The sequence below is a fragment of the Candidatus Chlorohelix allophototropha genome (genome assembly GCF_030389965.1).
GTDB classification, from domain to species: Bacteria; Chloroflexota; Chloroflexia; order Chloroheliales; family Chloroheliaceae; genus Chlorohelix; species Chlorohelix allophototropha.
The window spans coordinates 257,320-282,838 of the sequence record NZ_CP128400.1 but is presented as its reverse complement, the minus strand read 5'-3'; the positions used below and the strand labels follow the sequence as shown (position 1 = coordinate 282,838).

Below are 25,519 nucleotides of genomic sequence, written 5' to 3'. Positions count from 1 at the left end.
ATCTTACTGATCTCTTGCACTAAGGTTGAACTTAGTGCAAGATGTGATTTATACTACCAACGATGTATATTAATATCTGTTCTGGTTACTGATTTAGTAGGGCGGGTTTTTAAGTACACATCTAGTGCTGTTTTACCGACTAATAAAGAACCTGCTAACGTCCCGGTTAGCAGCATAGCTTTTCTGGCATCTTCCTTGATATTGAGGATTGATCCCTGCCGCGCTCGCCGGATAAGCTCAAGCCGTTTTAACTCTGCCTTACCCGGATGCGATTTTTTAAGTGCTACAATCGTGGCAATCAGCACAACCAAGGCTACTGCTAAGCCTGCGCCTACACCGGAAGCGTGATTACCAAATGCAGCCATCGTACCTACTGCTCCAAACGGAATAAGAAATCCGCATAGATAGGTAAGGGACTGTTTCCAACCGGGAGCAATTGTGGCGCGATACTCGGCGATTTCATGAAGGGTATTATTTTCAAATTGCGAAATGCGTAGATCAAGCGGATTAACACTGCGCTGGTCTTTGTAAATATCCGTTATATACACGGCTTCGATCCAGCCATTGACCATGTCACCGGTTGAGGTGAGAAAAGCAACTTCCATCCAGGTGATACCGGGGTTACGTGCCAAAACAAAAACCGGAGAGAAACCTGGAATATATGCGCGAACAGTGCCGGATTTTATCGGTATAGCTAGCAAAGGCACACCACCGCTACAATTTACAGTACCAATAATCGGGACTAGTTGAGTCTCGGAAAGATTGTTCTGGTAAGCCGGAACAGGAAAATTACTTTCAGTCATTTCGTTATTATCCTTTCACTTAATTATTTGCTGCGAAGCACACCTGTATCATAATTTGTTAATCTGATCAGATATAAGAGGGTTATCTGAAAGATTTCTGAGAATTTTTTCAGAAATCTAATTTGATGCTTAACCTAACGCGCTTTCACGACCAAAGATAAAGGAGGGGAATTTTCTTGCATCGTTTACGATGGATACGATAAATTTAAGAGCTTCGGGGTGTGCTAGCCCAACGTTATGCTCAGTAAAATTGCCGTAGGAGCTGACATTAAGGTCGAGTATTCCGGCTGCGCCATCCAGATAAGCTTCTTCAGGCTTTACAATTGCATCCGCCATATTTCGAATATTATAGATTTTTGTGATAGACGGGGCTAACTGCTCTACCTGACGAATGGTGCTACTACCCAACTTGAGGTCATTACAAACTGGCGCGAGAAACGAAACCGCTAAATTGTCGCAGATTCCAGCTAAGCTAGCCCCACGAAGAGGGCTATCAATTGTAATCAAAGAATTTAAATGCTTAAGATAATCGGACTTTGTAGCTGTAAGCCAATTAGCCACTAATAAACCGCCCAACGAATGCGAAATAAAAGTAATGTCTGCATCAGGATAGTTTTTTAGAACGATGGTGGAAATAAAGCTGTTTAACTTTTCAGTATGGGTAGCAAGCGAAGCCCAAGTATCACGACAGTCTTCTAAAAAAAGATTTGAGGGAGTGAATGAATAGTTGTAATAGAAAAAACGGTTTTCTTCTATTCCGGTTTTTGTGATGAGTTCTTTCTTAATTTCTCCAAATGTTTCTGCACCAATATCGGCTTTTACATCTCGTGAAGCGCAATCGGTGGGAGGACGAATTCCATGTACAAAAACGATTACTTTATTATTTGGATTAATTTGTTTAGAAATATTATTGTTCAGAATAAATTGTGAAGAAATTAACCCAGATAAGCCCACCACAAATACTAACAAAAAGATAGCGCCATAAATATTTCTTTTCATTTTTTGCATCCGCTTTCATTCGAAACAGTTATTAAATCTTTTTACGATACTCCCATTTTAGTAATATCTTGGAAAGATACTTGACAAATAGATTGCACTTAACTGTCGCTTAAGTAAGCCTTAGCAAAGCTATAATTAGGGAAATCGACTTTTATGTTAAATTGGAGTTTCTAATCTTTTTGTGTAATAATTTTGTTGCTTAGTGACACTCTTAATAACAACAAATAAGAAAAAATATGACCAACAATACCAAAATAGTATTAAGCGCTTACGGTAGAATAATCGGTGAATATTTACCCGATACAGCCTCTTTCACAATAGGAAGCGATTTAACTAATAACCTTGTTCTAAATTATCCAGAGGTGGTTTCTCATCATTTAAAAGCGGTTATTGAAGCAGAAAATTTAACTATAGAAAAATTGCGGGCGGAAGCTCCCTTAACAATTAATGGAACAGTCCGAGAGGGGACGACTATAGTTAAACCCGGTGATAGAATACAATTAGGGGGAGTTGTATCATTTTTTGTAACTCAACGGAATTCGGAGAACATTAAGCCTCAAGAACCAGATAGCCCTATGCTTAAAACCCAATTTGCGCGGAAAGAAGCACCTCGCTTAAAAGTCACTTACTTTATTAATAACATTGAACATACCAAAGAATATATCCTAGATAAACCGAGATTCCGAATTGGACGCTCGGAAGACAATGATATTGTCATTCCTGTATCTGTAATTTCACGTTGGCATGCCGATTTATCCGCCAGTGGTGATACATTTTTTATCCGAGATCTTAAATCTACAAACGGCTTGATTTATAACGGTGAGCATTTAGACGAGCTACTTCTAAAAAATGAAGACATATTGAGAATCGGAGATGCACTGGGAAATATTGTAACTCTTAGCTACCTTGATTACGGTAAACCCATTCCAAGCTTGGAAACGGTCTTTGATATAAGCTCAGAACTTGAAGTAATTACTATTGGACGAACGCCAGATAATGTGGTGGTGTTGAACTTTCCGCAGGTTTCGGCACACCATGCGGTCATTACTAAGGGGCAAAATCTAGCTAAAATTCAGGACCTTGGCAGCACAAACGGTACATTTATTAATGATAAAAAGGTCACCAGAAAATCGGTTGAAATTTTCCCCGGAGATAAGTTACAGATTGCAGGCTATCGTTTAACTTATAATGGTAAGAATCTCACCCAGTTTGATTCCAGCCAGATATGGTTGGATGGCGTAGCGCTGAGCAAAAAAGCCGGAAGCACCCGAATATTACTCAACAACATTTCGGTTTCAATAAAACCACTTGAGTTGGTGGCGCTGGTAGGTGGTAGTGGTGCCGGTAAATCAACATTAATGGATGCCTTGAATGGCTTTCGCCCGGCAGATGAGGGGCAGGTAATAATAAATGGTGAGGACTATTATGTTAATTTCGCAACCTATCGCAATCAACTGGGCTATGTTCCACAAGATGATATTATCCATCGGGAATTAACGGTTGAAAGAGCTTTGTATTATCTTGCAAAATTACGACTGCCCCCCGATACAAAAAAAGCAGAAATTAAAGTCAGGATAGAAGAGGTTCTAAAAGACGTGGAGTTAACTTCCAGCCGAAACGTTGAGATTACTCGACTCTCCGGTGGGCAGCGAAAAAGAGCCTCTATTGCAGCAGAACTGATTGCGCGTCCGGTGTTGTTTTTTCTGGATGAACCTACCTCTGGGCTAGACCCCGGTCTTGACAAGAAATTAATGTTTTTGTTACGCAGACTGGCAGATGCAGGACGCACTGTGGTGCTGGTTACGCATGCCACTGCAAATATCAATGTATGTGATAAAGTTGCCTTTCTGGGTAAAGGCGGTAGACTTTGCTATTTTGGACCGCCGGCAGAAGCCTTGAAGTTTTTCGAGGTGAACGAATTTGCCGACATTTACAGTAAACTAGAGGCTACAGAAAATAACCCGGCAGAGTGGGAAGATAAATTCAGACGCTCTGCAGATTACCAAACATATATAGCCAAACCTCAGTCCCGGCTCAATTTAAAGCCAAATACCACGGCAATTCCGACTATAGCGAAACAAAAACCTTTTCGTCAGTTCAGTCTGCTTGCGTTGCGTTATATCGAATTGTTGTTCAGAGATAGAGTAAATCTGCTGGTATTATTATTACAGGCTCCGATAATTGGCTTAATTCTGGCGATGGTGGGTGGGCAAAATATCTGGAATATAGGTAGTTCTCCGGCAGATGGGCAACGAATTTTATTTATGCTCTCAATCGCCGGGGTGTGGCTTGGCACAAATAATTCGGCTCGCGAAATCACTAAAGAAAACGCTATATATTTGCGGGAACGGATGGTTAATCTGGGAGTTGTTCCATATATTTTATCCAAAGTCATAGTATTAGCTATCCTATCTCTTGTACAGACCTTAATGCTGGTGGGAATAGTGCTGCTAATTGTCGGAGTCCCACCGCATGGGGTGTTCTTCTCTGCTTTTTTTGAGCTATGCCTAGGAGTATTTCTGACAACGCTTGGTGGTGTCGGGATGGGCTTGTTTATATCGACTATTGCTTCAAATACCGATAAGGCGATAAGCATTGTACCTGTGATTCTTATCCCCCAAATTATACTTGCGGGGGTTATCTTCGACTTAAACGGACCAAGCAAAGCTTTAAGCTATGCAACGGTTAGCCGCTGGTCATTAGAGGCATTAGGTACAAGTGCAGACCTGAACCAACTTTATTTTTCCCAGCCCACAATGGGTATTTCTGTACCTTGCGAGTCGGATAAAGGATATGATCCGCGAAATTATTCCACCAACCCTTGTGAAATAAACTCAAGAGGTGAACATGGTACAAGAGAAGGACAGTTATTACTGCGCTTGGTGATGTTGGGGACACTATTTGTGGTTTTTCTTGGACTGGCTATATTCTTTCAAAAACGCAAAGATAGACGCTGGCAACGTCGCTAAACGTCGCTATTATTGCAAGAAATGGAGGTTTATTCTTGACAGATGAGATATTGCCACGTTTGGTAGCAGAAAACCAGCAAGTCTATATCCTTAAAGGTACTGAAATAAGAATAGGTAGAGCGACTGACAATAATATTGTGCTAGACAGTGGGCGTTGTTCGCGCTATCACGCGCTTATTAAATTTTCTGGGGCAATGGTCAGTGTTCGTGATCTAGGTAGTACCCATGGCACCAAAGTTAATGGGAGGGATATAAAAAGTGATGTTTTTCTAAACCACGGTGACAGACTAGAATTTGCCAATATAATTTTCAGGTTTGAAGACCCCGCACCTACTGAACCTCGTGGTCCAAGTTCTCGTTCTACTGTGAAAATTGACTATCGAACGATGAAAGTAACCAGAGAGAAAAAGGGGAAAGCACAATCAATTCAATTAAATGGGAATGCTTGGAAACTATTTGAGTATCTTTACAATAAAGCCGGTAATATTTGCACTCGTCTTGAAATAGCTCAATTTCTCTATGAACCTGAGCTACAAGATAGTCAGGAATATAATAATAGTATAGAACAGTTGATTAAGTTTCTAAGAAACAAACTTGACTTAAAGTCTGATACTGCGCCTTGCATTGTCACGATAAGAGGAGTTGGTTATCGGCTTGATTTATATTAAGAACGAGTGGGCTACCAACCCTTTTTTAGTGTAAGTTTGAGCCTACATTTTACTACGTGAGTGGAATTTTACCATATTTCGATTGATTTTTTCTATCATTTTAAATATATTTAATACAATATCGAATTATTGTGAAATTGAATTACCTAGAACTACGCTCAAGGGAATACTAGGCTTTGGTCACAATCAACCCCTTTTAAAACAAGCTCACGAAGTTCTATTATGTTCAGGAATAATAAAAATGTCGAAAGATTCGATGCAGAATAACGAGACTCCCGCCACATTACTTGGAGGAAGGTATCGCTTAGTTCGTTCGCTGGGCAATGGAAGTTTTGGTGAGGTTTTTCAAGCGGATGATACAAAATTTAGCCCCCCTAGAGTGGTTGCAATTAAAATCCTCAAGCGGCAATTTGTGGCTGACCCTCAAATTCGCAATTCCATTAAAGTTGAAGCCGGCATTCTAGCGCAACTACATCACCCGAATATTCTGCGAGTGAGTGATTTCGAAGCTTCAGATAGTATTTGTTATATAGTTACCGATTTGGCGGAAGGAGGTACTCTCTCCGCAAAACTCCATCCTGCTCTTGGTGGCTCATCTTGCCCGCTTCCTTTGTCCGAGGTTGCCAATCTTCTAACCAAAATTGCGGCTGCTCTTGACAGCGCCCATCAAAAAGGGTTGATACACCGCGATCTTAAGCCCGCCAACATTCTTCTTGATATAGCAGGGCAACCGCTAATCGCAGATTTTGGTTTGGCTGCTTTCCTTTCCGGTTCAGCCTCGCAAGTACAATCAGCATCTAGTGGCACTCCCCTTTATATGGCTCCTGAACAGTGGAACGGAAAAGCTGGTAAATCTAGTGATATTTATGCACTTGGTATCATCACCTACCAACTTATAACCGGGCAACCCCCTTTTCAGGGAAATCAGGAAGCGCTGGCTCATCAGCATTTGAGCTCGCCGTTGCCTAAAATATCAGAACACGCTCCCGGTCTGGCTTATCCGCCTATGTTGGATGAGATACTGGCGAAGGCTACTGCCAAAGACCCACACACACGCCCTGAATCTGCCAGCGCCTTTGCTCTGCAATTTAGAGCTGCACTTGAAAATCGCAAGGTACAGCAACTTTCTCAGGAAAAGCCTACCACTCCTCTGGCTCAGTTAGCCGCTGAGGCAAAAACCCAAAGCCGGCAAACAGAGCAGGTTTCGTCTATTACGCCGGATAAATCTCCTAATGGTGGGAAGGATTCAAAGCGAAACGGTTCTCCTAGACTATCCGGTAACGCCGGGGGCAAACCATTATTTCGCCGCCCGATTACCTGGATAAGCGGGGTATCTTTTCTAGTAGTTTCAACAATTATCAGCCTTTTAGTGGTGAATTTATTCAGCCCAAAGGTAACGATAATAAACAATACGACTATTATTAACATTAATAGTCCGGTTCTGGCAATCAGTTACAGTCCAGACGGTAAAACTATCGCCACCGCTAGTCAGGACGGTGTAATCCGTTTAGTCAATGTGGCTAACGGGTCTGTTAGCCTTGCGCTACAAGGACAGCCCGGTAGCGCCAGCACTGTAGCTATTAGCCCAGACGGGCAAAAATTAGCCAGTGGTGGTGTGGATAGCATAGTGCGGATATGGCGTATAGCCGATGGTACGCTTTTAAATGAATTTAAGGGGCATTCCGCTGAAGTTACCTCGGTAGCTTTCAGCTTTGACAGCTTGCAGGTGTTAAGCGGTAGCTTAGATAATGCTGTTAATGTATGGGATCTTAAAAACAACAATAAAATAGCAACGCTCACCACTCATTCTGCGCCAATCAAATCTGTCGCATTCAGTCCTATCAGTAAAACATTTGCCAGCGCCAGTGCTGACAAGACTGTAAAAATCTGGAAACTTAACGCTGACAACAGCGGAGTGTTAGAACTGAATACTATCAAAGATTTCCAAGCTGAAATCAATGCGGTAGAGTTCAGCCCTGATGGGCTGGAACTGGCTACGGGTGGCAAAGATAACACCATCAAACTCTGGGATTACACTGTGCCGGGCGGTAAAAGCAAAATTGCGTTGGAAGGTCAGGAAGGTAGCGTAACTTCACTAGCATATCGCGGCGACGGCAAGACCATTGCTTCCGGTAGCAGCGATAAAAAGGTAAGGGTCTGGGATGCCGGAAGTGGTAAATTACTTTTGATGGTAGAAGGCAGTACCGATTCGGTTACTTCAGTAGCCTTCAGTCCTGATGGCAATACGGTTGCTTCCGGTAGTATGGATAAAACTATCAGGCTGGCGGAGATTGCCTCAGCCGTTAAGGCGATTACTGCGCCCCCCATACCCACTCCGGTTGCCTCTTGCATTTTGGATGGAGAGGTAAAAATTGGGGCATTGCTGCCATTTACCGGTAATCAAGGGATGTGGGGTAAGTTTGAACAGCAGGGTGCTGAAATGGCAATCGAAGATATCAATGCTTCCGGTTTGCTGGGTAGTAAGGTAAAACTAAAGCTAGTAGTTGAAGAAATCCCTTCACCTGATTCGGGGACGCAAGTCCAATTGCCCGCATACCAGAAATTGGTAAACACTGAGAAAGTAACTATGCTTATTGACCATGGGTTTATCAATCAAACAAATGCCAGTTCGTTTCAGGATGCGGTAATGGTTGTAGTGGCTGATAATAACCCTGGATTAGGTTACTACGATGGAAAACTTGGACAGAACATTTTTAACAATAAGATTTCCCAAACATATATTACCAATTATGTGGTTGAGCAAACCAAAAAACGGTTGGGTTATCAGAAAGTAGCATTTTTTTACAATGACGCCCCCAATTATAAAGCTTATGTTCAAGATTTTCAGGCTGCGTTTCAAAGCAAAGGGGTTAGTGTGGTTGAAAATGTGTCATTCAAGCAAGGGGAGACCGATTTCAACGCTGCACTCGCCCGAATAAAACCGCAAAACCCCGAGGAAATTTTCATTGTAGCTTCGGTTGATGAAACTGTTGCTATTATGAAGGAAGCGCGCCAACTAGGATTTCCTTGGTCGGTAAGATTTATAACCTCAGACTTGTGGGATAATCCCGATTATGGCAGGAAAGGAGGCGCTGTGGCAGATGGTTCAATTTTTGCCAACTCTTGGTTCTACATGAATGCACAGGTAACAAATCCTAGTTTTGTACAGCGTTACCAGAGCAAATTTGGTAATATACCACTTGACTGGGCAGCTAATTCTTACGCGGCTATACAATTACTGGCGAATGCAATGAAAACATCCGGTTCATGTGAAGTAGGCGCGGTTCGAGAAGCTTTGCTCAAAACCAAAAACCTTGATACTGTGCTTGGCACTTTCTCATTCGATGATAAACGCAACCCGATTTACACTCCCAGCTTGAAGGTGCTTACTTATAACCAATCTGGACCATCTGATATGGGGGCAATGACGGTTAATTGGGCTGAGAATATGCCTTAACATGCACAACGCAAGCTACATCTGTCACCTAATTTAGGTTTAATAGCCGCCTGCCAGTTTACGGCGTGCTTCGCTCAGCCACTCAATCACTGCTTCATTTTGGCGAATACGTAGATTAGTGACCAGTTCCACATATTCTTGTTCTTCGGGGGTGGGGTCACGGGCTAACTCGTGTTCACTCGGTTTGGGATGGCTACGTTTACCCTTCGGGCTGAAGTCCTCTTCTTCGCCTAGATTCAGACCGCTATAATTCCCGGCGCTGATGTCTAATAAATCCTCGACTTCTTCGTTCAGGGTATGCCCCTGCCGCAACCGTTCCAACGCCTGACGGCATAATTCGATTTGCCTACCGATGAGTGCTCCCACATCATCAGTACCAAGTTGGCGAGCAAAGTAGAGTTTGGTAAGAAAATCGGGTTGGATTTCTCGAAGCCGCGCTACAGGTGAACGTACCCACTCGATAAAAGCAGCCCGCCCGATGCCGGTCAGGTTGAAAACACGTTTGGGCGGACGGTTTCCTTGAAGCTCCATTTCAGCCTCTATATAGTCCATCTTTTGCAGCTTTTTTAGGTTGGCGTAAAGCATGCTCATTTCGAGGTGGCAAATTGTGCCTAATGCGGTTTCTGGGGCAAAGCGACGCGCCAATTCATAACCATGCTTTGAACCATCCATTAACAAGCCAAGTATGGCGTATTCGGTTGGCATCCAGATTTTTTCAGAAATAGCCATTGTTCAATCACTCCAATATTAATTTATTGAATATTAGCCTGAAAGAGTAAAACCGTCAAGCGGCTGATTTTCTTAAATCTTTCAAAACAAAACCCCCTTCTCAAACGAGAAGGGGGTTTGTTATTGGCTATTACGGTTTCTTGGTAGTGGGCGGTGGCGCGGGAGTCGTTGCTGGGTTTGCAGGCTGCGTACTCGCCGGAGGTGTAGTATCACCAGCCGCCGGAGTTGGGGTAGGTAATACTGGTTTGCCATCAGGACCTAGAACCAGTTTGCCATCGGGACCGGCATAGGCAGGACCTAGCTTATATATATTAGGCCATGGGCTGAAGATAGTAGGGAACTTGTCCTCTTTTACTACCGCCCCATTAACTTTGATTACACGGGTTATCTGGGTGGTGAGACCACGCCGCGCCGTATCCACTTGTTTCCTTTGCAAAGGACCAAGCGTTTTGTCAATTTCGTAGCGGTCAGGCGGCGGATTTGTTACTTTGGCTATACCGCTCGAAACCAAATCAACCGTTTGCCCCGAAACTTTAGTGCCGATAAGCCGCACATAAAGTTTGCCATCTTTTATCTGTGCATCGAGAAACATCCAGTTATCGGTGTTGTTCTCGAACTTCATGTCTACGCCCGGTTGATATACCGCGGCATCAAAACCAACCGGCTCTCCTAATTCTTCGTACCAACTAACTCGATATATATGGGCGTTGCGTTCAACAATCGGCAATCCGGCATAGAAAGCGGCGCGGAAGGTGGTAGTTGAAACTTGGCAAATGCCGCCACCCACATCAGGGGTAGTTTGATCGGCAATAATCGCATAGCCTTTTACATAGCCACGCGCCGAGCTAATTTCTCCTACTGCATCCAAAAAGCTGAAAATACTATGAGGTCGGATGAGTTTTCCGGTCAGGTAGCTTGCGCCCACCTTAATGTTGGTGGCGCGTTCAATCGCTGAACCTGCCCATTGGGAAACGCCTTCGCCTATTACTTCTTTTAGACCGAGCTTGTCGAGATTATTAGTATCAAGTTCAGGTTGTTTTACATCGACTGTTAATGTAACAGTTCTATTGTCCGGTGTTGGATCAGAAATTTGCTTGACAATATCATCGATAGAACGATCGATAATTAAAGTTTGACCGTCCATGCTAGGGGTTTTAATAGTTATTTTGCCACTGTCCCAAGTTATATCACCGTTCTTGGGTTGTTGAGTGATAGTCGGAACTAAGCCGGTGACAAATTTCTCAACAAAGGTGCGGTCAACAGTGTATCTAAAGTGCTTTGGATCAGCTGCGCTAACGGTGCGCTGCACTTTTATTATATTCATCAACTGCGTTTGGTCTATATTCCAGGATTTATCCTTGAAGGAAACTATTACAGGGGTGCTGACCATTGCAGTGAGCTTATCTTTGAAATCATTAAATTCCTGCTGGCTGATAACGGTAGGGATATCGCCAACCTGTAAAAGATTCTGGGAGGAAGGTTTTAATGATAACAGACTATCTTTGATAGAAGAAAAGGTTTTGTCATACAACACGTTAAAACCGACTTTACCTTCTGTTACTACCAACTTACCGTCTTTGATGTCTATAATCGGTTCTACCGGGTCTCGTCGGATACGATCACTGATGTCACTCAAAAAACCATTAAGCTTGGTTTCATTGACCATAACTTCAATCGGCACATTTTTGGTTTCAGGGTTTAGCGCTTTAGCTAGCCGCAAATCCTTAAAGAAATCGCCGCTTTTGGAGGCTTCGAAAGCCTTATCCAAACTGGCTTCATAATTTATTGTTACGCCCAATTGCTCAAGGGTGGGTTGCCATTTCTTATCCTGAAAATCTAGTATGACCGGGCGATCATTGAAGCCTTGCATTTGCTTCGTAATGGCGCTACGCGCTTCATCGCGAGTCATTTCGCCTACGTAAATTCCGCTTATGCTAACACCCTGATCAATTTTGTTCTGGTACTGCATGTCCATTACAGCGTTGGCAACACCCAAACTGGCTAGTGAGACAACTAGGAACACTGCCGCTAATACCCCAAAGAATTTGCCACCTAGACTTTTTTGTTTGGGTCGTGTAGGTGGTTGTTCTCTTTCTTCATTTAGACTAGAGAATTTATTAGTTTCCATTTATTAAACCAAACCTCTTTTTTATAAAAGACCGATAATTTGTGGTTTTATAATTAAAGTAATACTATATATAGCCTACGATACTGCTTTGTGACATTATAACTTAAAACTCCTTATGAAGCTAATTGATAATAAGCTACACTATTTAATAACGCTAAACGCTATAAAAAGTAACTATTCTAATCGGAATTTTACTCGTCCGATTCCCACTACATCTCCGGCACGTAAGGCACGCGGTTGTTCAAGACGCTCTCCATTGAGAAACGTTCCGTTAGTGCTGGCAATATCGCTAATCCACCATTGCCCATCCCGCATAGCTATCAGCGAGTGTTCGGTAGATACATAATCGTCATTGAGTATGATTACATTATCTTGTCTCCGTCCAATCGGCATTACCGGACGCAAATCGAATACCATACCGGATTTTACTGTGGTAGCATTACCGGTTTCGATAACAACCAATTTTCCTGAATTTGATGGGGCAGGCGACAAATACTGTTCGGGGATGGGGGCAGCGTCGAGTTCGCGGGCAACCAAACGGGCGCGTTTAGTGGAGGCGTTAAATTCGCGAATAATAACTCTTACAATCAGGAAGAGAAAGAAATACAATACAAATATCAGGAGAACCCTTAAAACTAGGATAAAAATGTCAAAGACGGATATATCCATCTATTCCTTACTCCACCCCAAAAATTAGCTCTAAGCCGCCTAGCGAAACTTTATCGCCGGGTGTTAGCACAATCTGGGTTACAGGAAGCCCATTGAGGCTTGTACCATTGGCGCTGTTCAAGTCGGTTAACAGAAATTGCCCGTATTTAAACTCTATTCGTGCATGGTGGCGTGAAATTCGCGGGTCATTTTCAAGGATTATATCGTTGTCCAGCCCTCTCCCGATGGTAACATCGCGCTTGAATACGAAATGACGATCGGGGTTATCGGTGCGGTATCCCATAACTGTCAAAGTTGCTTGAGGACGATCAAAAGCAATACTACCTGCCGCATTTCTTTGTTCGGCGTTCAATGCACCGATATTAAGTATGGCAGTGCCTTCCAATAATTGATTTTGATTAATTCCATTTGCAGTATTTGCAGCTTTTGGTTGAGGTTGGTTGGGATCTAACGTATAGGCTTTGATGAGGTATCGACTTTTTTTTACCTGTTCGCTACTGTTAAGCCACACACGGGGCGAACCGCCGCTAAAAATAAAGTGACGTTGTTGCCCGTAGCGTACTACATGCTCCGCCATATCCTTTTCAATTGAAGATTTATAGGGGGCAAACTGGTCAAAATCGTATTGGCTGATATATACTTCATAGCGATTGGGAACGTAGCTTTTGCCTAAAGCTACTTCTTTGGTATCTTCCATTACGCGCTCAAGGCGCTTTGAAATGTCGGCAGGATGCAGTTTGTTACGGAACAGGCGGCTGAAAGAGCCTTCGACCACCGTTTCCATCATTCCTTCAAGCTTTGAAATTACTCCCAACCGGGCAGCTCCATTATTTAAATCTTCTTGTACATTGCCTAACTTGTGGAATTATACCATTAAGCAGGGCGTATGCCAATTAATTTGAGGTTATTACTTTGTAAAAGTAAGTAGCATTTTCAATAGAATTATTTTATTTGGTATCATAGATTACGACAGTAGGTTTAGAAAGGAATAAAAGTGACTGAGATAAAACTTGATAGGCTAACTCAAATTGCTTTAAACGCGCTGGATATTGACGGTATGGTAGAGTGCTTGCGTAACCTTATAAGGATACCAAGCGTGACAGGTTCTCCTGCTGAGAGCGAGGCGCAAAAAGTCTATGACCGTATGCTCAGGGAGAGTGGCTTTGAAACCGACCTGTGGCAAATTGATTTACCCAAACTACTTGCCGACCCCGCTTTTCCGGGTATGGAAGTTGAACGTGAGGAAGCATGGGGGGTGGTAGGCACTTGGGGCGTTGAGGGTGGTTCTGTATTGATACTCAACGGTCATATGGATGTAGTGCCTCCCGGAGACCTGACACAATGGAAAATTAGCCAGCCTTTTGAAGCTCGTATAGCAAACAACCGGGTGTATGGACGCGGCGCTTGCGATATGAAAAGCGGTTTGGTCTGTAACCTTTTTGCAGTAAAGGCTATACAAGCTGCCGGAATAAACCTTAAGGGTAAAGTGCTGTTGCAAAGCGTGGTGGGCGAGGAAGATGGCGGTTTGGGTACATTTGCTACTTTGCGCCGTGGTTACCGTGCCGATGCCGCAGTAATTACCGAACCTACCGAGCTTGATATTATCCCTGCCTGTGCGGGGGCTTTGACCTTTCGCTTGTGCCTAACCGGACTTTCCGCTCATGCCAGTATGCGCAAAGAAGGGGTTAGCACAATCGAGAAGTTCTGGAAAATCTGGCAGGCGCTTGAAGCACTCGAAACTCGCCGCAACACTACCAATAACCCTTTGCTGCAAAAATATGAGCTACCATACCCGCTTAGCCTTGGAATCTTAAAAGCCGGAAATTGGTCTAGCAGCGTACCAGATGAATTGGTGGCGGAAGGGCGCTTGGGTGTTGCGCTTGGGGAATCGCCTGAATCTGCGCGGGCAGAATTGGAAGAAACTTTGGCAGAAGTGTGTCGCTCTGATGAATGGCTTAAGCAGCATCCGGTTCAAGTCGATTGGTTTGGTGGACAGTTTGCCAGCGGTCAAACCGCTCTTGAACATCCAATCGTTAAGTTGGTGAACGAAGCCCATAAGGCAATTACAGGTAATGATGTGGAAATATACGGTGCAACTTATGGCAGCGACCTGCGTTTGATGACCGGGTTGGGACAGATACCTACTATTCACTATGGGGCGGGTAGTGTCCATAACGCACATACGCCGGATGAATATGTTGATATCGCCGAGCTTGAAATTGCTGCCAAAACCTTGATATTGACCATTTTACAATTTTGCGGCTATGAGAAATAACTCGTTTCAATGTCACTTTGCCTAGCTAACTTTGTGAAATTAATCTGCAATTCTTAAGTAATAAAAAAGCCCTTCCCAATTGAGGAAGGGCTTTTTTATGATTATTTCTGAGGTTGTTCCACCGGAACGAGCTTTAGATGCAGGTCATCAAGCTGTTTCTGATCAACTTCACTCGGAGCGTCGGTCATTTCGTCGGTGGCGCTCTGAGTCTTGGGGAACGCCATTACATCACGAATATTATCCTCACTCGCCAGCAACATAACTAAGCGGTCTATGCCGGGAGCAATACCTCCATGCGGTGGTGCGCCGTACTCGAAAGCGTTGAGCAAGTGACCAAACCGTTCTTGCTGCTGTTCTTCGTTGTAATTGAGCAATTTAAAGAGTTTACTCTGCACATCGCGACGGTGTATTCTAATCGAACCTCCGCCGGTCTCGTAACCATTGCAAACTATATCGTAAGCATTGGCGCGGGCTTTGCCGGGGTCAGTATCCAGCAAATGTAGGTCTTCTGGAATTGGCGCTGTAAAGGGGTGATGCACAGCATCCCAGCGGTTTTCTTCCGGTCGCCATTCCAACAACGGGAATTCCAGCACCCATGCGAAAGCCAATTCTTCAGGGTCAGTCAGATTTAAGCGTTTACCCATTTCAGCGCGTAAGCGACCCAGCGCATTTGCTACCACCTCCGGTTGGTCGGCAACGAATACCAGTAGATCACCTGCTTTAGCTTGGAAGAGCGTGGTTATTGTATTCAATAATTCTGAGGAAAAGAACTTGGCGCTAGGCGATTTACTGGAAAGTATGTCGCCATTCTGCTCCAACTGCAAGTAAGCCAACCCCTTTGCCCCAAATTGCTTGACATAATCTACTAGTCCGTCCAATTCACGGCGAGAATAGTTGGCGCATCCAGGCAAGCAAATACCTTTAACTTGTCCACCTGCTGCTACAGCCCCACTAAAGACCTTGAATTCGCTATCCTTTATCAATTCGCTAATATTAACAAACTCAAGCCCGAAGCGTAGGTCAGGTTTGTCGCTGCCATATTTATCCATCGCTTCGTCGTAGCTCATACGCACGAATGGCTTGAATTTGAGTTTCTTTTCGGGTGTTACATTTTCTACGATTTCGATGAACAACTGCTCTATAAGTTGTAGAAGGTCTTCGCGCTCAATAAAGCTCATTTCAAGGTCAAGCTGGGTAAATTCCGGCTGACGGTCGGCGCGTAAATCTTCATCTCGGAAGCAACGGGCAATTTGGAAATATTTTTCCATACCGCTTACCATCAGCAATTGCTTTAGCTGTTGGGGAGATTGTGGTAGCGCATAGAACTTACCCGGATGTACCCGACTGGGTACTAAATAGTCGCGTGCCCCTTCCGGCGTACTTTTAATCAGAATCGGGGTTTCTATTTCAATAAAGCCACGGGCATCCAGAAAATCCCGCATATATTTGACTACTTTGTGGCGCAAAATCATATTGCGCTGCATGCGAGGGCGGCGCAAATCGAGATAGCGATATTTAAGACGCAATTGTTCTGAAACTTCAATACGGTCGTTGATTTCAAAGGGTAGCGGTTTAGCGGCATTTAATATTTCAAGGTGAGTTACTGATATTTCAATTTCTCCGGTAGGAATATTCGAATTTTCAGTACCAGAGGGGCGTAACACCACTGTTCCGGTTGCTGCCAGCACATATTCATTGCGAGTTTCTCCAGCTAAGGTATGCGCTTCACCTGAGAGCTGTGGGTCAAAATTAAGCTGTACCAAGCCGCTGCGATCTCTTAAATCAATAAAAATAAGTCCGCCATGATCGCGCCTGCGGTTTAACCAACCACGCACCGTTACTTGTTCTCCGGCGTTTTCGGCTCTCAGCGCCCCACAGCTGTAAATTTTAGCCACAGGATTTATTCTCCTCTTTTAGTATTGTTTGCTTCAAGTTCAAAATTATATCAGAAATATGGAAGCCTTGCAGGCATATTTTAATAAAAGTGCTATCTGTTGTTGTGTTGTGCTTTCCATAAGAAACATTTGCCACCGGAGAGCCAGGTGTTAGGGCTGGCTGTTCGAAAAATCTTATTTCCGACTACAAACAAAAATTGTCTCAAACTTCCCCACGAATCTTTACAAAAAATTAGAATCTGCAACGATTTTCCAATAATTTTCTAATCTTTCTCTTATATACTCATTACAGTAAGAAAAAAGTCACGTATTTAGATTATGGTCTGACTTAAAATTCAAAACTTTTTATTATAATTTCACAATTATTACTCTGGGAGATTGCACTAATGGCAGCTATCAATAAACCTATCACTCTCCAAGCTTCACGTCCTACCACCAATATGTATCTGGCAGGTACTACATTTATAGGTTGTATCGTTGCGAGCTTCCTTGCAGCACCAGGTCAATCAGTTATCGAAACTCTAACCCTGGGTACTGGATATGTTGGATTATTGCTAGTTATGGTTACACTGGTAATGGGTCCCCTCAATATGTTGAAGGTGCGCAAGAACCCTGTCAACATGATTTCTCGGCGCGATGTCGGTATCTGGGCTGCAATGAATATAATAGCTCACGTGATATTTACAGCGGCGCTTCAGATTAGTTGGGGTAGTACCTTATTTGGCTTATTCTTAAACGATGATGGTTCAATAAAAACGAATCTATTCGGTATCAGCGATATATTTGGTCTGCTGGGAGCTTTAACAATTCTTTTCCTGCTGGTTCTTTCCAATAATTTCTTCCTGAAGAAACTAAAAGGCAAGAACTGGAAAACGATGCAACGTTTCAATTACTTGCTCTTTGTAGTGGCTCTGGTACACGCACTAACCCAACAAATTAACGTTGGACGTGGGTTGCTTATGAGTTTCGTGGTAATTGCACTGGCTGCTACAGTGATTGTGGCTCAATTTATCGGCTTTGTGGTGTATCGGTCACGTTCACAACAACGCAAGAACGCTGCGGTACAAGTTCCCACTACGGCTAAGTCTAGCGTACAGGCTTCAAATTCATCAAGAGTTACAGCACAGTCGGCAAATTCAAGAAGAGTTAACGGCGCAACCGTTATGACCACCTCAAACCGCCGACCCAATTCAGCCAGTCGTCAAGCCTACAATTATCGTAACGTTCAAACCGCTGACAACGCTGCCGTTAAAATGGTGCTGTATAGCGTACTTGGGATAATCGCGGTGATTTTGGGAATAGGCGTAGCCAAGATGGGCTCCGATTTAATGAATAATTCAGACCCTTATTCAACAAGCAACAGCTATTATGGTTCCAGCAGTTCTAATAGTAGCGGTGCGAATGTAAGTAGACCTTCGTATTCTCAGCCGGTAGTTAGATCACGACATTCGTAAGCTACAAGACAGTAGTCTTGAAACTGGAGTAGCACCAAAATGCTTGGCATAAATGACAAAGCGGAAGAATTGTTTGAGGTGTCCCTGAATTTTAGGGCAATGAACACTTCGATTGAATTGATTATATATGCTGCGGAGACTGATACTGACAAGGCAGTAGCCGCAGCTAACAATATAGAGTTAATTTTCAACGAAACTGAGGCGCAACTGAGCCGGTTTCGCCCAGATAGTGAGCTTAGTACGTTGAATAACCGGGGGTTTCTTGAAAATCCCTCCCCGCTAATGTACGAAATGATTGTTGCCGCTTGTAAAATGCGTGATTTAACTGAAGGAATCTTCGACCCTACTATTCTGGAAGCGCTTGAATCTGCCGGTTATAATCGCAGCTTTGAAACGCTTCGCGCTGGCACTCCCCAATTGTTCGCTCCTCGTGCAACTCCGACTTTTAAGAACTACCCTAGTAAAACCCAAAACTCGATTGAATTTGACCCACAAGGGCGTTACATCCGGCTTGCTTCTGGTGTTAGAGTTGATTTGGGTGGTATTGCAAAAGGCTCAACCGTTGACCGCTGTGCTGATTTATTGCGCAAAAGCGGGTTTAAGAGTTTTATGATAAGCGCTGGCGGCGATATGTATCTGGAAGGCAGCCCCCCACAGGATAAAAATGGCTGGGTTGTTTCTGTTGAAAACGAAGCCCCCGGTTTTACGGGAGATATAACCACCCTTCAAGTTGCCAATAAAGCGGTTGCCACCTCTTCTACCACCGGACGAAGTTGGCTGCTCGATAACCAGATTCGCCATCACCTGATTGACCCACGCACCGGGCAACCCTCCGATAATGGTTTGGCAGCCGTAACAGTGGTTGCGGATACGGTACGGATGGCAGACGTTATGGCTAAAACTGCTTTGATAATGGGTCGGGAGCAATGTGAAAAAATAAATTTAAAACAAAGAGGGGCTTTAAACGCTATTCTTTTTGTAACTCTCGCAGGTGAGTTGATCCAATTATAACTGCTCCGAAAAAATAGATATTTGTAAAACGGCTCTGAGTTTTGTCTCGAGCCGTTTTAGTTTTTCTTAACCCCTTGAATCACCTTTCTTTCAGGAATATTTCTACACGTTAATAAGCACAAAAGCTAATTTTCTTAAGGCTAAAATGAGTAATACTGTACTTGTAGGATTGTTTTTTACCGAACCTTCTATTCAGGTGAGGATAGCATTATGGAATACATTGAAAACCGAACTTTTGATGAAATTGAGCTAGGCGATACTGCAAGCCTAATACGCACTTTGAGTCAGGAAGACATTGAACTTTTTGCGGTTATGTCGGGTGATGTTAATCCTGCCCATCTTGATTTGGAATACGCCCGTAGTGACATGTTTCATAAGATTATCGCTCATGGCATGTGGGGTGGTTCGTTAATATCTACTTTACTAGGTACGAAATTGCCCGGTCCGGGTACGATTTATTTGGGACAAACGCTAAAGTTTAAACGTCCTGTTGCTCTCGGCGATACCATTACCGTTACTATTACAGCAGTTGTTAAGGATGTTCAACGCAATGGCATTACTTTCGATTGCACTTGCGTGAATCAAAAAGGGGAAGTAGTAATTAGCGGAAGCGCCGATGTAATCGCACCTACCGAAAGAGTAAAGCGTCCCAGAGTCATACTTCCCGAAGTATTTTTATACGAACATGGTGCGCGCTATCGCAATTTGATTGAAGCTGCCGCTAAGCTTGACCCGGTGACAGTTGCGGTGGTAAATCCTCTTGAACCGGCTTTTCTGGCTAGTATTGTAGAGGCGACTCAGAAAAATATAATTAAACCGATAATTATAGGTCCGGTAACCAAAATAAGGGAAGCTGCCGAATTCGCGAGTATAGATATAACCCAATTCAACATTCGCGAAGCCGAGTATGGTTTGATGTCTGCTATAGAAGCTGTAAGGCTGGCACGTACCGGTGAAGTTGAAGCTTTGGTAAAAGGTAATCTACCCTATGAAGATATGATGAAGGCAGTTAATGCGCCTGATACCGGTTTGGCTACTTACTACCGAATGAGCCATGTATTTATAATGGATGTACCAACTTACCCCAGACCACTATTTCTGACAGATGCGGTGCTAAATATCTATCCTGATTTGGATACCAAGCGCGATATTGTGCAGAATGCGATTGATTTAGCACATGTAGTGGGTCTCGAAAATCCAAAGGTTGCCATCTTGTCTGCGGTAACTACTGTAAATGCTCAAATCAAATCTACGTTAGATGCCGCTGCTTTATGCAAAATGGTTGACCGTGGACAAATTACCGGAGGAATAGTGGATGGTCCGCTTTCTTTTGATACCGCAATTTCGCTACAGGCAGCACGGGAGCGTGGCATAGTATCGCCAGTTGCAGGTCTGGCTGATGTTTTAGTAGTACCAGATTTAGAGTCGGGCAATATTTTGGCACGCCAACTAGAGTATTTGGCTGAGGCTCAGGGTGTTGGTGTCGTCTTGGGGGCGAGAGTACCTATAATGCTGGCGATTCATGCCGATAGTTCTATAACTCATCTCGCTTCCTATGCCCTAGCTTCGCTACTGGCACATAAGCGCCGTACTACCACACCCTAACTTGAGGTTTAAATCAAGGACATTTCAAACAAATGGGCATTATGCAAAATGTTTGAAATGTCCTTTAATTAGCATGTGCTGCCTTAATAAGGCTGAATTATGACTACTGGCAACGGCTTACTAAAGCTTTTACAATATAATCCGGTATATTGTGATGACCTGCCAATACCAGCCGATCACGCGAATTGTGGCAAAATGAAAACTCCCAATTCTCTTCAATTGTGTCGTTTCCATGAACTTTCTCTGCTAGGATATGCTCAATCCACACTGTTTTTTCAGGGTTCAAGTTATGATTGGTTACAATATTAGTAACATCTAACTCGACGCTGTCTTTACTAGACACTACTACTACCGGATATTCTCCGGGATAAAACTGGTAATCCTTAACTACCTCTCGCATTTGTTCACTCCCTCACCTAAACGGTTGAAATAATTTATTAGAATCTTTGTACGACCCTGTACATTTATTATAGTATATCTAACATGGGGTTAGCTATCAAGGCAGAGAGTAAAGAAAACAATCTGTTATTGAGTAAAATTATCCAACCTGCTTGCAGATTATTTTTAGCATATATACCAGATAATATTCAAGATAAAGGAGAACTAGTAAAATAGTGCAAATCCTGAAATATTTAGCTTTATGGACTAAATTATGATAATGCGTTATACCTAGCTATCCCGCCATCCTAACCGCTTCTTAAAATGACGGGTCTTCGTCTTGGCGAGTTTCAAAGCTTGCTACTTGAAGTTCGCCCCTTAGTTTAAGCCCAACGCCTTGCGCACTTAAGCAAGCCTGACCGCCAGAATAAACCGTCGCTTGAAAACTATCCGGAAGTTCTTTGAGTTAGCTACCTATAGAAAGGATATTGCTTCAAATCCTTTAGTCTTATTAAGGAGCAGCAACAAACCGCCCCCAAATGGTTGGAGCGCACCCACCAACTTGCCTTGCTACGAGAAGTCCGAAAGGCAAATGATGTGCGAGACTATGCGATATTACAAACCTTCTTGGGCATGCTTCTCATCCCTATCTGTCCTACCTGAGTAATTACCCTTACTCCTTTGCAACCTTATTTTCTTATATCTACACCTACAAACCCCCCGATTTTCCCTCGGAATTAGCCTTTCTCAAAAGTACCAGACTACTCCTATTACTAACGTCCCAATCTTATCAGTACCAATGGCTTGCCCTTTCTTATAGCCTTATTTTCTTAATGCGACTATCATGGCTATATACGAAAGTCCCGTCTTAAATCGTCGGTTCTTCAAATCGTAGCTTGGTCATTACAGGGTATCGAGAAACTAGTGGGTCTGGTCTATACATATTGCTTTTTCTTCTTAACCTTTCCCCCATTAGCCTTCCAGATACTGCATTGCACAACAGAAAGGACTTTTCATTATTATGAGTAAGAAAAAAAGCGCCATTATTCTAGGGCTTATTGCGCTGTTAGCATTGATTGCTGTGCCCTTTAGTGCTATACCCGCCAGTGCCAGTACAGTGGCTTTCGGCAACTGCACTTATACCCAGGGTTACTGGAAAACCCATCCAGAAAGCTGGCCGGTTAATTCTCTTACAATTGGCGGGGTTAGCTACTCCAAAGACCAGTTGATTAAGATTTTCAATACCCCTCCAAAGGGAGATGCCAGTTATATTTTGATGGATCAACTGATTGCAGCTAAGTTGAATTTAGCCAGTGGTGCAAGTGATTCTGCTGTAGCAACAACGATTGCCAACTCGGATACTTGGTTGTCGGTTAATAAGCTGGGTAGTAAATCCAAGGATCAAGCTGCCATAAATATGGGCAGTATCTTAGATCAGTTCAATAATGGCTTAATCGGTCCAGGACATTGCGGTAGCACCCCACCACCACCGCCAGTACCAACACCAACTCCGTCACAGTGCTTTGACTATAACGGTTCTGTTGTTCCATGCCCTTAAATTAAACCGTAATATCGGTAAGTAGGGTTGTAAGACAAATGCTACCAGCGGTAATTACCGCTGGTAGCAAACCCTAAGCAGGGGGTTAAAAAGTTGGGTATCACTGCCACAAATAAAACTACACAAGCTCCACACCGTCTGGCATTAAATCCGCAGCAGACGCAAATTTCTCGCATTTTAGTTAAAACGCTTCCTTTAATATTACTGGGTTTGCTTGGACTGGTTTTCAGGCTATTGACCACTCCCGATTTTGTTGAGTCGCGAGATGGAATTTTCTTTACGCGCGGGCTGGTGCGCTATTCGGTGTACGAAATGCGCCCACACTGGCCCGGATACCCGGTTTATCTCTGGTTTGGAAGCCTTTTTCACTGGTTTATCTCCGACCCAACGGGCGCTTTGCACCTATTGTCGGTAGTTGCTTCGGTACTGACAAGCTTGCCTCTGGCTAAGGTAGCAATCGAGTGGAAAAGAGCTACCGGAGCCAATGAGAGAGACGTACAGTTAGCCGGAATAACCGCAGCGGTAGTATGGCTACTAGTTCCCCTCTCTTGGCTGGGTGGCAGCGAGATATTCAGTGACCCTCTGGCGCTTTTGCTTGGCGCGACAATGTTCTGGCTATCTTGGCGTGCGCTTGTTAGATCCGAAAAAGCTTGGCAATACCTGTTACCGGCGGCAGCGCTTGGCGGACTAATGCTGGGGGTGCGGCTTTCCTATGTAACGCTATTACTTCCCCTGTTTTATGCTACTTGGAAAAATCGTCATCAGAAAGTAGGGCGATGGAACTATCCGGCTTTAATGCTGGTGGTGGTGGGCGGACTGTTAATTTCAACCGGGTTATGGTTGAGTTGGCAAATCTGGCTGGAAGGCTCTCGCTTTTTTGAAGCTACTATTAACCACTTAAATGGACATTACAGTGAGTGGGGCGGTAGTATTACAACCGACCATAACTTACTGAATCGCCCGGTGCGCATGCTTGAAACAACTTTGGTTTATGGCTTCGGCGGTTGGTGGCCCGGCACACCTTGGCTGCGGATTTTGCCCACCTTGGCTTTGCTGTTCCTGTCTATAAACGGTATAAAACGCTTGTTACAGGCTTCAAACCGACATATGGTTATATTGGCAGGCTTGTGGGGAATTCCTTACCTTTTATGGATTTTGCTTGGAAATGATGTAGACCTAGCACGCTATGATTTACCGTTGGTAGCGCTTATTTGCATATTGGCAGCAATCGGGCTACCTTTCGGTCGATTAGCCGCTTATGGCGCGTTGGTAGCGCTGGCATTTGTTTTGGGAATGGTTACTGTGCCACTTGCGTGGGAACATCGAGAAAGCCCGCCGATTGGGCAACGGCTAGTACGCTACGTCAACCAGAATCTGAACAACACCGGAACTACCATAGCTATTAACGATCAGATTCCTTACCTGATATTTTATCTGCAAGAATATGCGCCAAGCTATAGCAGTATTCGCATCCAAAATGATTCGCTGGATGTGCAAGTAGAAAAATTAACTCTGGAAGGGCGCAAAATTTATATTACTGCTCTACCCGATTCTTTGGGAGAGGGATGGGTGCCTGTAGCCCGTTTCTGCCGAGGACAATACATGGAATCGCGTGGTCCTCTAGAAGTCTGGTTTTATCTTTACGACCCCTCAAACCAGCAGGAACCGAGCCTGCGCTGTTATTAAGTTAAGGAGTGCCAGCGGTGCTTTCCACTCGAACTGAACAATTAATAACCCCGGTACAGGCTTCTAAATCCGGTAAAATAAACCGGAAGCGGCTTTTCTTGCGATTGATCGGCACTGCCCTGCTGGTGTTTTTCCTGTGGCGACTGAATCTTAACTTGGGACAGGTCGCCGAGGGGTTACTGAAAGCCAATTTGTGGCTGGTAGCCATTTCAATCCTGCTAATTTTTCCGATAATATTGCTTAAAACTTGGCGGTGGTGTTTATTACTAAAAAACCTTAACATACCGCTGTCGTTCGGGCGCGCCTACCATCTTTATGCGCTAGGTCTTTCGGCTGGCAGCTTTACACCCGGGCAACTTGGCGATGCGATAAAAGCTTGGCACTTGCGAGATATGGGACATTCGTTGGGGCAATCACTACTATCGGTGGTGTTGGATCGTCTTTTTGATATTATTGTTTTGCTGGTACTAACGGGTGGTAGCATCTTAATTCTTGGTCCAGCTTTTATCGGAGAGTGGCCCACCCTGTTGCTTTTGCTGGTGGGCACAGGCATGGGTCTGGTTATACTCGGTTTTGCTTCATTACGACAGCGCCTTTTATCCCTGCTTAAACACATTCTTGGTAATAAGATCAAGGAAGGCTCGGAAAAACTGGTCTTCCCCTTGTCAAAAACCTCGGCTTCAGATCTACTGGCTTGTCTCTCAATCACCATCTTGACGATGTTCACGGCAATTATGAGAACTTGGTTGCTGGCTTTTGCGATAGGAATGAACCTAAGCCCACTAGAAGTTATAGCCGCCAGTAGCCTAGCCACTTTCGCCGGGTTGATACCAATTTCAGTCAGTGGGATTGGCGCGCGTGACCTGACTTTGATCGGTATTTTAGCTCAGATGGGGTTTGCCCGTGAGTCTGCGTTGGTGCTATCTACTTTGCTGCTGGTACTCAACCTTGTAAACTTACTGGTTGGAATGGCTATTTGGTTTTCGCGTCCTCGTCGTTTCAGATAATGCGATAGTGATTCAGGAAAGCTACAAAGTAAGCTTGTTCTGGTCTGGTTGTTTATCGGGAATAGCCCCAAAATCCTTTCCCGTGCTACTTTTCTTTTCGGTTATCCTACAATCAAGTTTCCACTAAATTATACCAACTAATTTACACCCGCTTTGATTACATCCAGTGCTGCTGAATTATTGGAATAGATACTACTATCCATTAATGGTATAATATTCATGTGTAAA

18 protein-coding genes are annotated in these 25,519 nt (G+C 43.9%); 10 read left to right on the top strand and 8 right to left on the bottom strand.

Annotation, left to right across the window (positions count from 1 at the left end; translation table 11 throughout):
• Nucleotides 1–53: 53 nt before the first annotated feature.
• Both OZ401_RS13970 and OZ401_RS13965 read right to left on the bottom strand, forming a co-directional pair.
• Nucleotides 54–803 (bottom strand): hypothetical protein, encoded by a 750-nt coding sequence (locus OZ401_RS13970; RefSeq protein ID WP_341471081.1) that lies wholly within the window; start codon nucleotides 801–803, stop codon nucleotides 54–56.
• A gap of 129 nt (nucleotides 804–932) precedes the next feature.
• Nucleotides 933–1,802 (bottom strand): esterase/lipase family protein, encoded by an 870-nt coding sequence (locus OZ401_RS13965; protein WP_341471080.1) that lies wholly within the window; start codon nucleotides 1,800–1,802, stop codon nucleotides 933–935.
• A 236-nt stretch (nucleotides 1,803–2,038) separates the two neighbouring features.
• Between OZ401_RS13965 and OZ401_RS13960 the strand changes: the two genes are divergently transcribed.
• The 3 genes from OZ401_RS13960 (at nucleotide 2,039) to OZ401_RS13950 (ending at nucleotide 8,896) form a co-directional block, all read left to right on the top strand.
• Complete coding sequence (locus OZ401_RS13960; protein WP_341471079.1) at nucleotides 2,039–4,771, top strand: FHA domain-containing protein; 2,733 nt, start codon at nucleotides 2,039–2,041, stop codon at nucleotides 4,769–4,771.
• 35 nt (nucleotides 4,772–4,806) lie between these two features.
• Nucleotides 4,807–5,439 carry an FHA domain-containing protein gene (locus OZ401_RS13955; RefSeq protein ID WP_341471078.1) on the top strand — a complete coding sequence of 211 codons (633 nt, stop codon included), beginning with the start codon at nucleotides 4,807–4,809 and terminating at the stop codon, nucleotides 5,437–5,439.
• Nucleotides 5,440–5,680: 241 nt separating this feature from the next.
• Nucleotides 5,681–8,896 carry a protein kinase domain-containing protein gene (locus tag OZ401_RS13950; RefSeq protein ID WP_341471077.1) on the top strand — a complete coding sequence of 1,072 codons (3,216 nt, stop codon included), beginning with the start codon at nucleotides 5,681–5,683 and terminating at the stop codon, nucleotides 8,894–8,896.
• Between the two features lie 39 nt (nucleotides 8,897–8,935).
• On the opposite strand, the gene OZ401_RS13945 is transcribed toward OZ401_RS13950, so the two are convergent.
• The 4 genes from OZ401_RS13945 to OZ401_RS13930 all read right to left on the bottom strand — a co-directional run bounded on the left by OZ401_RS13945 (nucleotide 8,936) and on the right by OZ401_RS13930 (nucleotide 13,236).
• Entirely contained in the window at nucleotides 8,936–9,625 is a 690-nt protein-coding gene (locus OZ401_RS13945) for a helix-turn-helix transcriptional regulator (protein ID WP_341471076.1), read from the bottom strand.
• A 130-nt stretch (nucleotides 9,626–9,755) separates the two neighbouring features.
• Nucleotides 9,756–11,753, bottom strand: coding sequence for a VanW family protein (locus tag OZ401_RS13940; protein WP_341471075.1), 1,998 nt, complete (start codon nucleotides 11,751–11,753; stop codon nucleotides 9,756–9,758).
• A gap of 174 nt (nucleotides 11,754–11,927) precedes the next feature.
• The gene (locus tag OZ401_RS13935; protein ID WP_341471074.1) at nucleotides 11,928–12,422 is read right to left on the bottom strand and encodes an FHA domain-containing protein; all 495 of its coding nucleotides are present in this window, start codon (nucleotides 12,420–12,422) and stop codon (nucleotides 11,928–11,930) included.
• 7 nt (nucleotides 12,423–12,429) lie between these two features.
• The gene (locus tag OZ401_RS13930) at nucleotides 12,430–13,236 is read right to left on the bottom strand and encodes an FHA domain-containing protein (protein ID WP_341471073.1); all 807 of its coding nucleotides are present in this window, start codon (nucleotides 13,234–13,236) and stop codon (nucleotides 12,430–12,432) included.
• Between the two features lie 180 nt (nucleotides 13,237–13,416).
• Here OZ401_RS13930 and OZ401_RS13925 point away from each other — a divergent pair, with 180 nt between their 5' ends.
• Entirely contained in the window at nucleotides 13,417–14,697 is a 1,281-nt protein-coding gene (locus OZ401_RS13925) for an ArgE/DapE family deacylase (RefSeq protein ID WP_341471072.1), read from the top strand.
• A 101-nt stretch (nucleotides 14,698–14,798) separates the two neighbouring features.
• On the opposite strand, the gene aspS is transcribed toward OZ401_RS13925, so the two are convergent.
• Complete coding sequence (gene aspS / locus OZ401_RS13920) at nucleotides 14,799–16,592, bottom strand: aspartate--tRNA ligase (RefSeq protein ID WP_341471071.1); 1,794 nt, start codon at nucleotides 16,590–16,592, stop codon at nucleotides 14,799–14,801.
• Between the two features lie 386 nt (nucleotides 16,593–16,978).
• On the opposite strand from aspS, the gene OZ401_RS13915 reads away from it, so the two are divergent.
• The 3 genes from OZ401_RS13915 (at nucleotide 16,979) to OZ401_RS13905 (ending at nucleotide 20,662) form a co-directional block, all read left to right on the top strand.
• Nucleotides 16,979–18,046 carry a ferric reductase-like transmembrane domain-containing protein gene (locus tag OZ401_RS13915; protein WP_341471070.1) on the top strand — a complete coding sequence of 356 codons (1,068 nt, stop codon included), beginning with the start codon at nucleotides 16,979–16,981 and terminating at the stop codon, nucleotides 18,044–18,046.
• Nucleotides 18,047–18,085: 39 nt separating this feature from the next.
• On the top strand, nucleotides 18,086–19,057 hold the full coding sequence (locus OZ401_RS13910) for an FAD:protein FMN transferase (protein ID WP_341471069.1): 972 nt from the start codon (nucleotides 18,086–18,088) through the stop codon (nucleotides 19,055–19,057).
• Between the two features lie 210 nt (nucleotides 19,058–19,267).
• On the top strand, nucleotides 19,268–20,662 hold the full coding sequence (locus tag OZ401_RS13905) for a bifunctional enoyl-CoA hydratase/phosphate acetyltransferase (RefSeq protein WP_341471068.1): 1,395 nt from the start codon (nucleotides 19,268–19,270) through the stop codon (nucleotides 20,660–20,662).
• 103 nt (nucleotides 20,663–20,765) lie between these two features.
• On the opposite strand, the gene OZ401_RS13900 is transcribed toward OZ401_RS13905, so the two are convergent.
• A complete protein-coding gene (locus OZ401_RS13900) occupies nucleotides 20,766–21,062 on the bottom strand; it encodes a hypothetical protein (protein WP_341471067.1) in 297 nt (98 codons plus the stop codon).
• A gap of 999 nt (nucleotides 21,063–22,061) precedes the next feature.
• Between OZ401_RS13900 and OZ401_RS13895 the strand changes: the two genes are divergently transcribed.
• From OZ401_RS13895 to OZ401_RS13885, 3 genes are all read left to right on the top strand, one after another.
• A complete protein-coding gene (locus OZ401_RS13895; RefSeq protein ID WP_341471066.1) occupies nucleotides 22,062–22,598 on the top strand; it encodes a hypothetical protein in 537 nt (178 codons plus the stop codon).
• Nucleotides 22,599–22,691: 93 nt separating this feature from the next.
• On the top strand, nucleotides 22,692–24,284 hold the full coding sequence (locus OZ401_RS13890) for a protein O-mannosyl-transferase family (RefSeq protein ID WP_341471065.1): 1,593 nt from the start codon (nucleotides 22,692–22,694) through the stop codon (nucleotides 24,282–24,284).
• Nucleotides 24,285–24,301: 17 nt separating this feature from the next.
• Nucleotides 24,302–25,291 (top strand): lysylphosphatidylglycerol synthase transmembrane domain-containing protein, encoded by a 990-nt coding sequence (locus tag OZ401_RS13885; protein WP_341471064.1) that lies wholly within the window; start codon nucleotides 24,302–24,304, stop codon nucleotides 25,289–25,291.
• Nucleotides 25,292–25,519 lie beyond the last annotated feature (228 nt).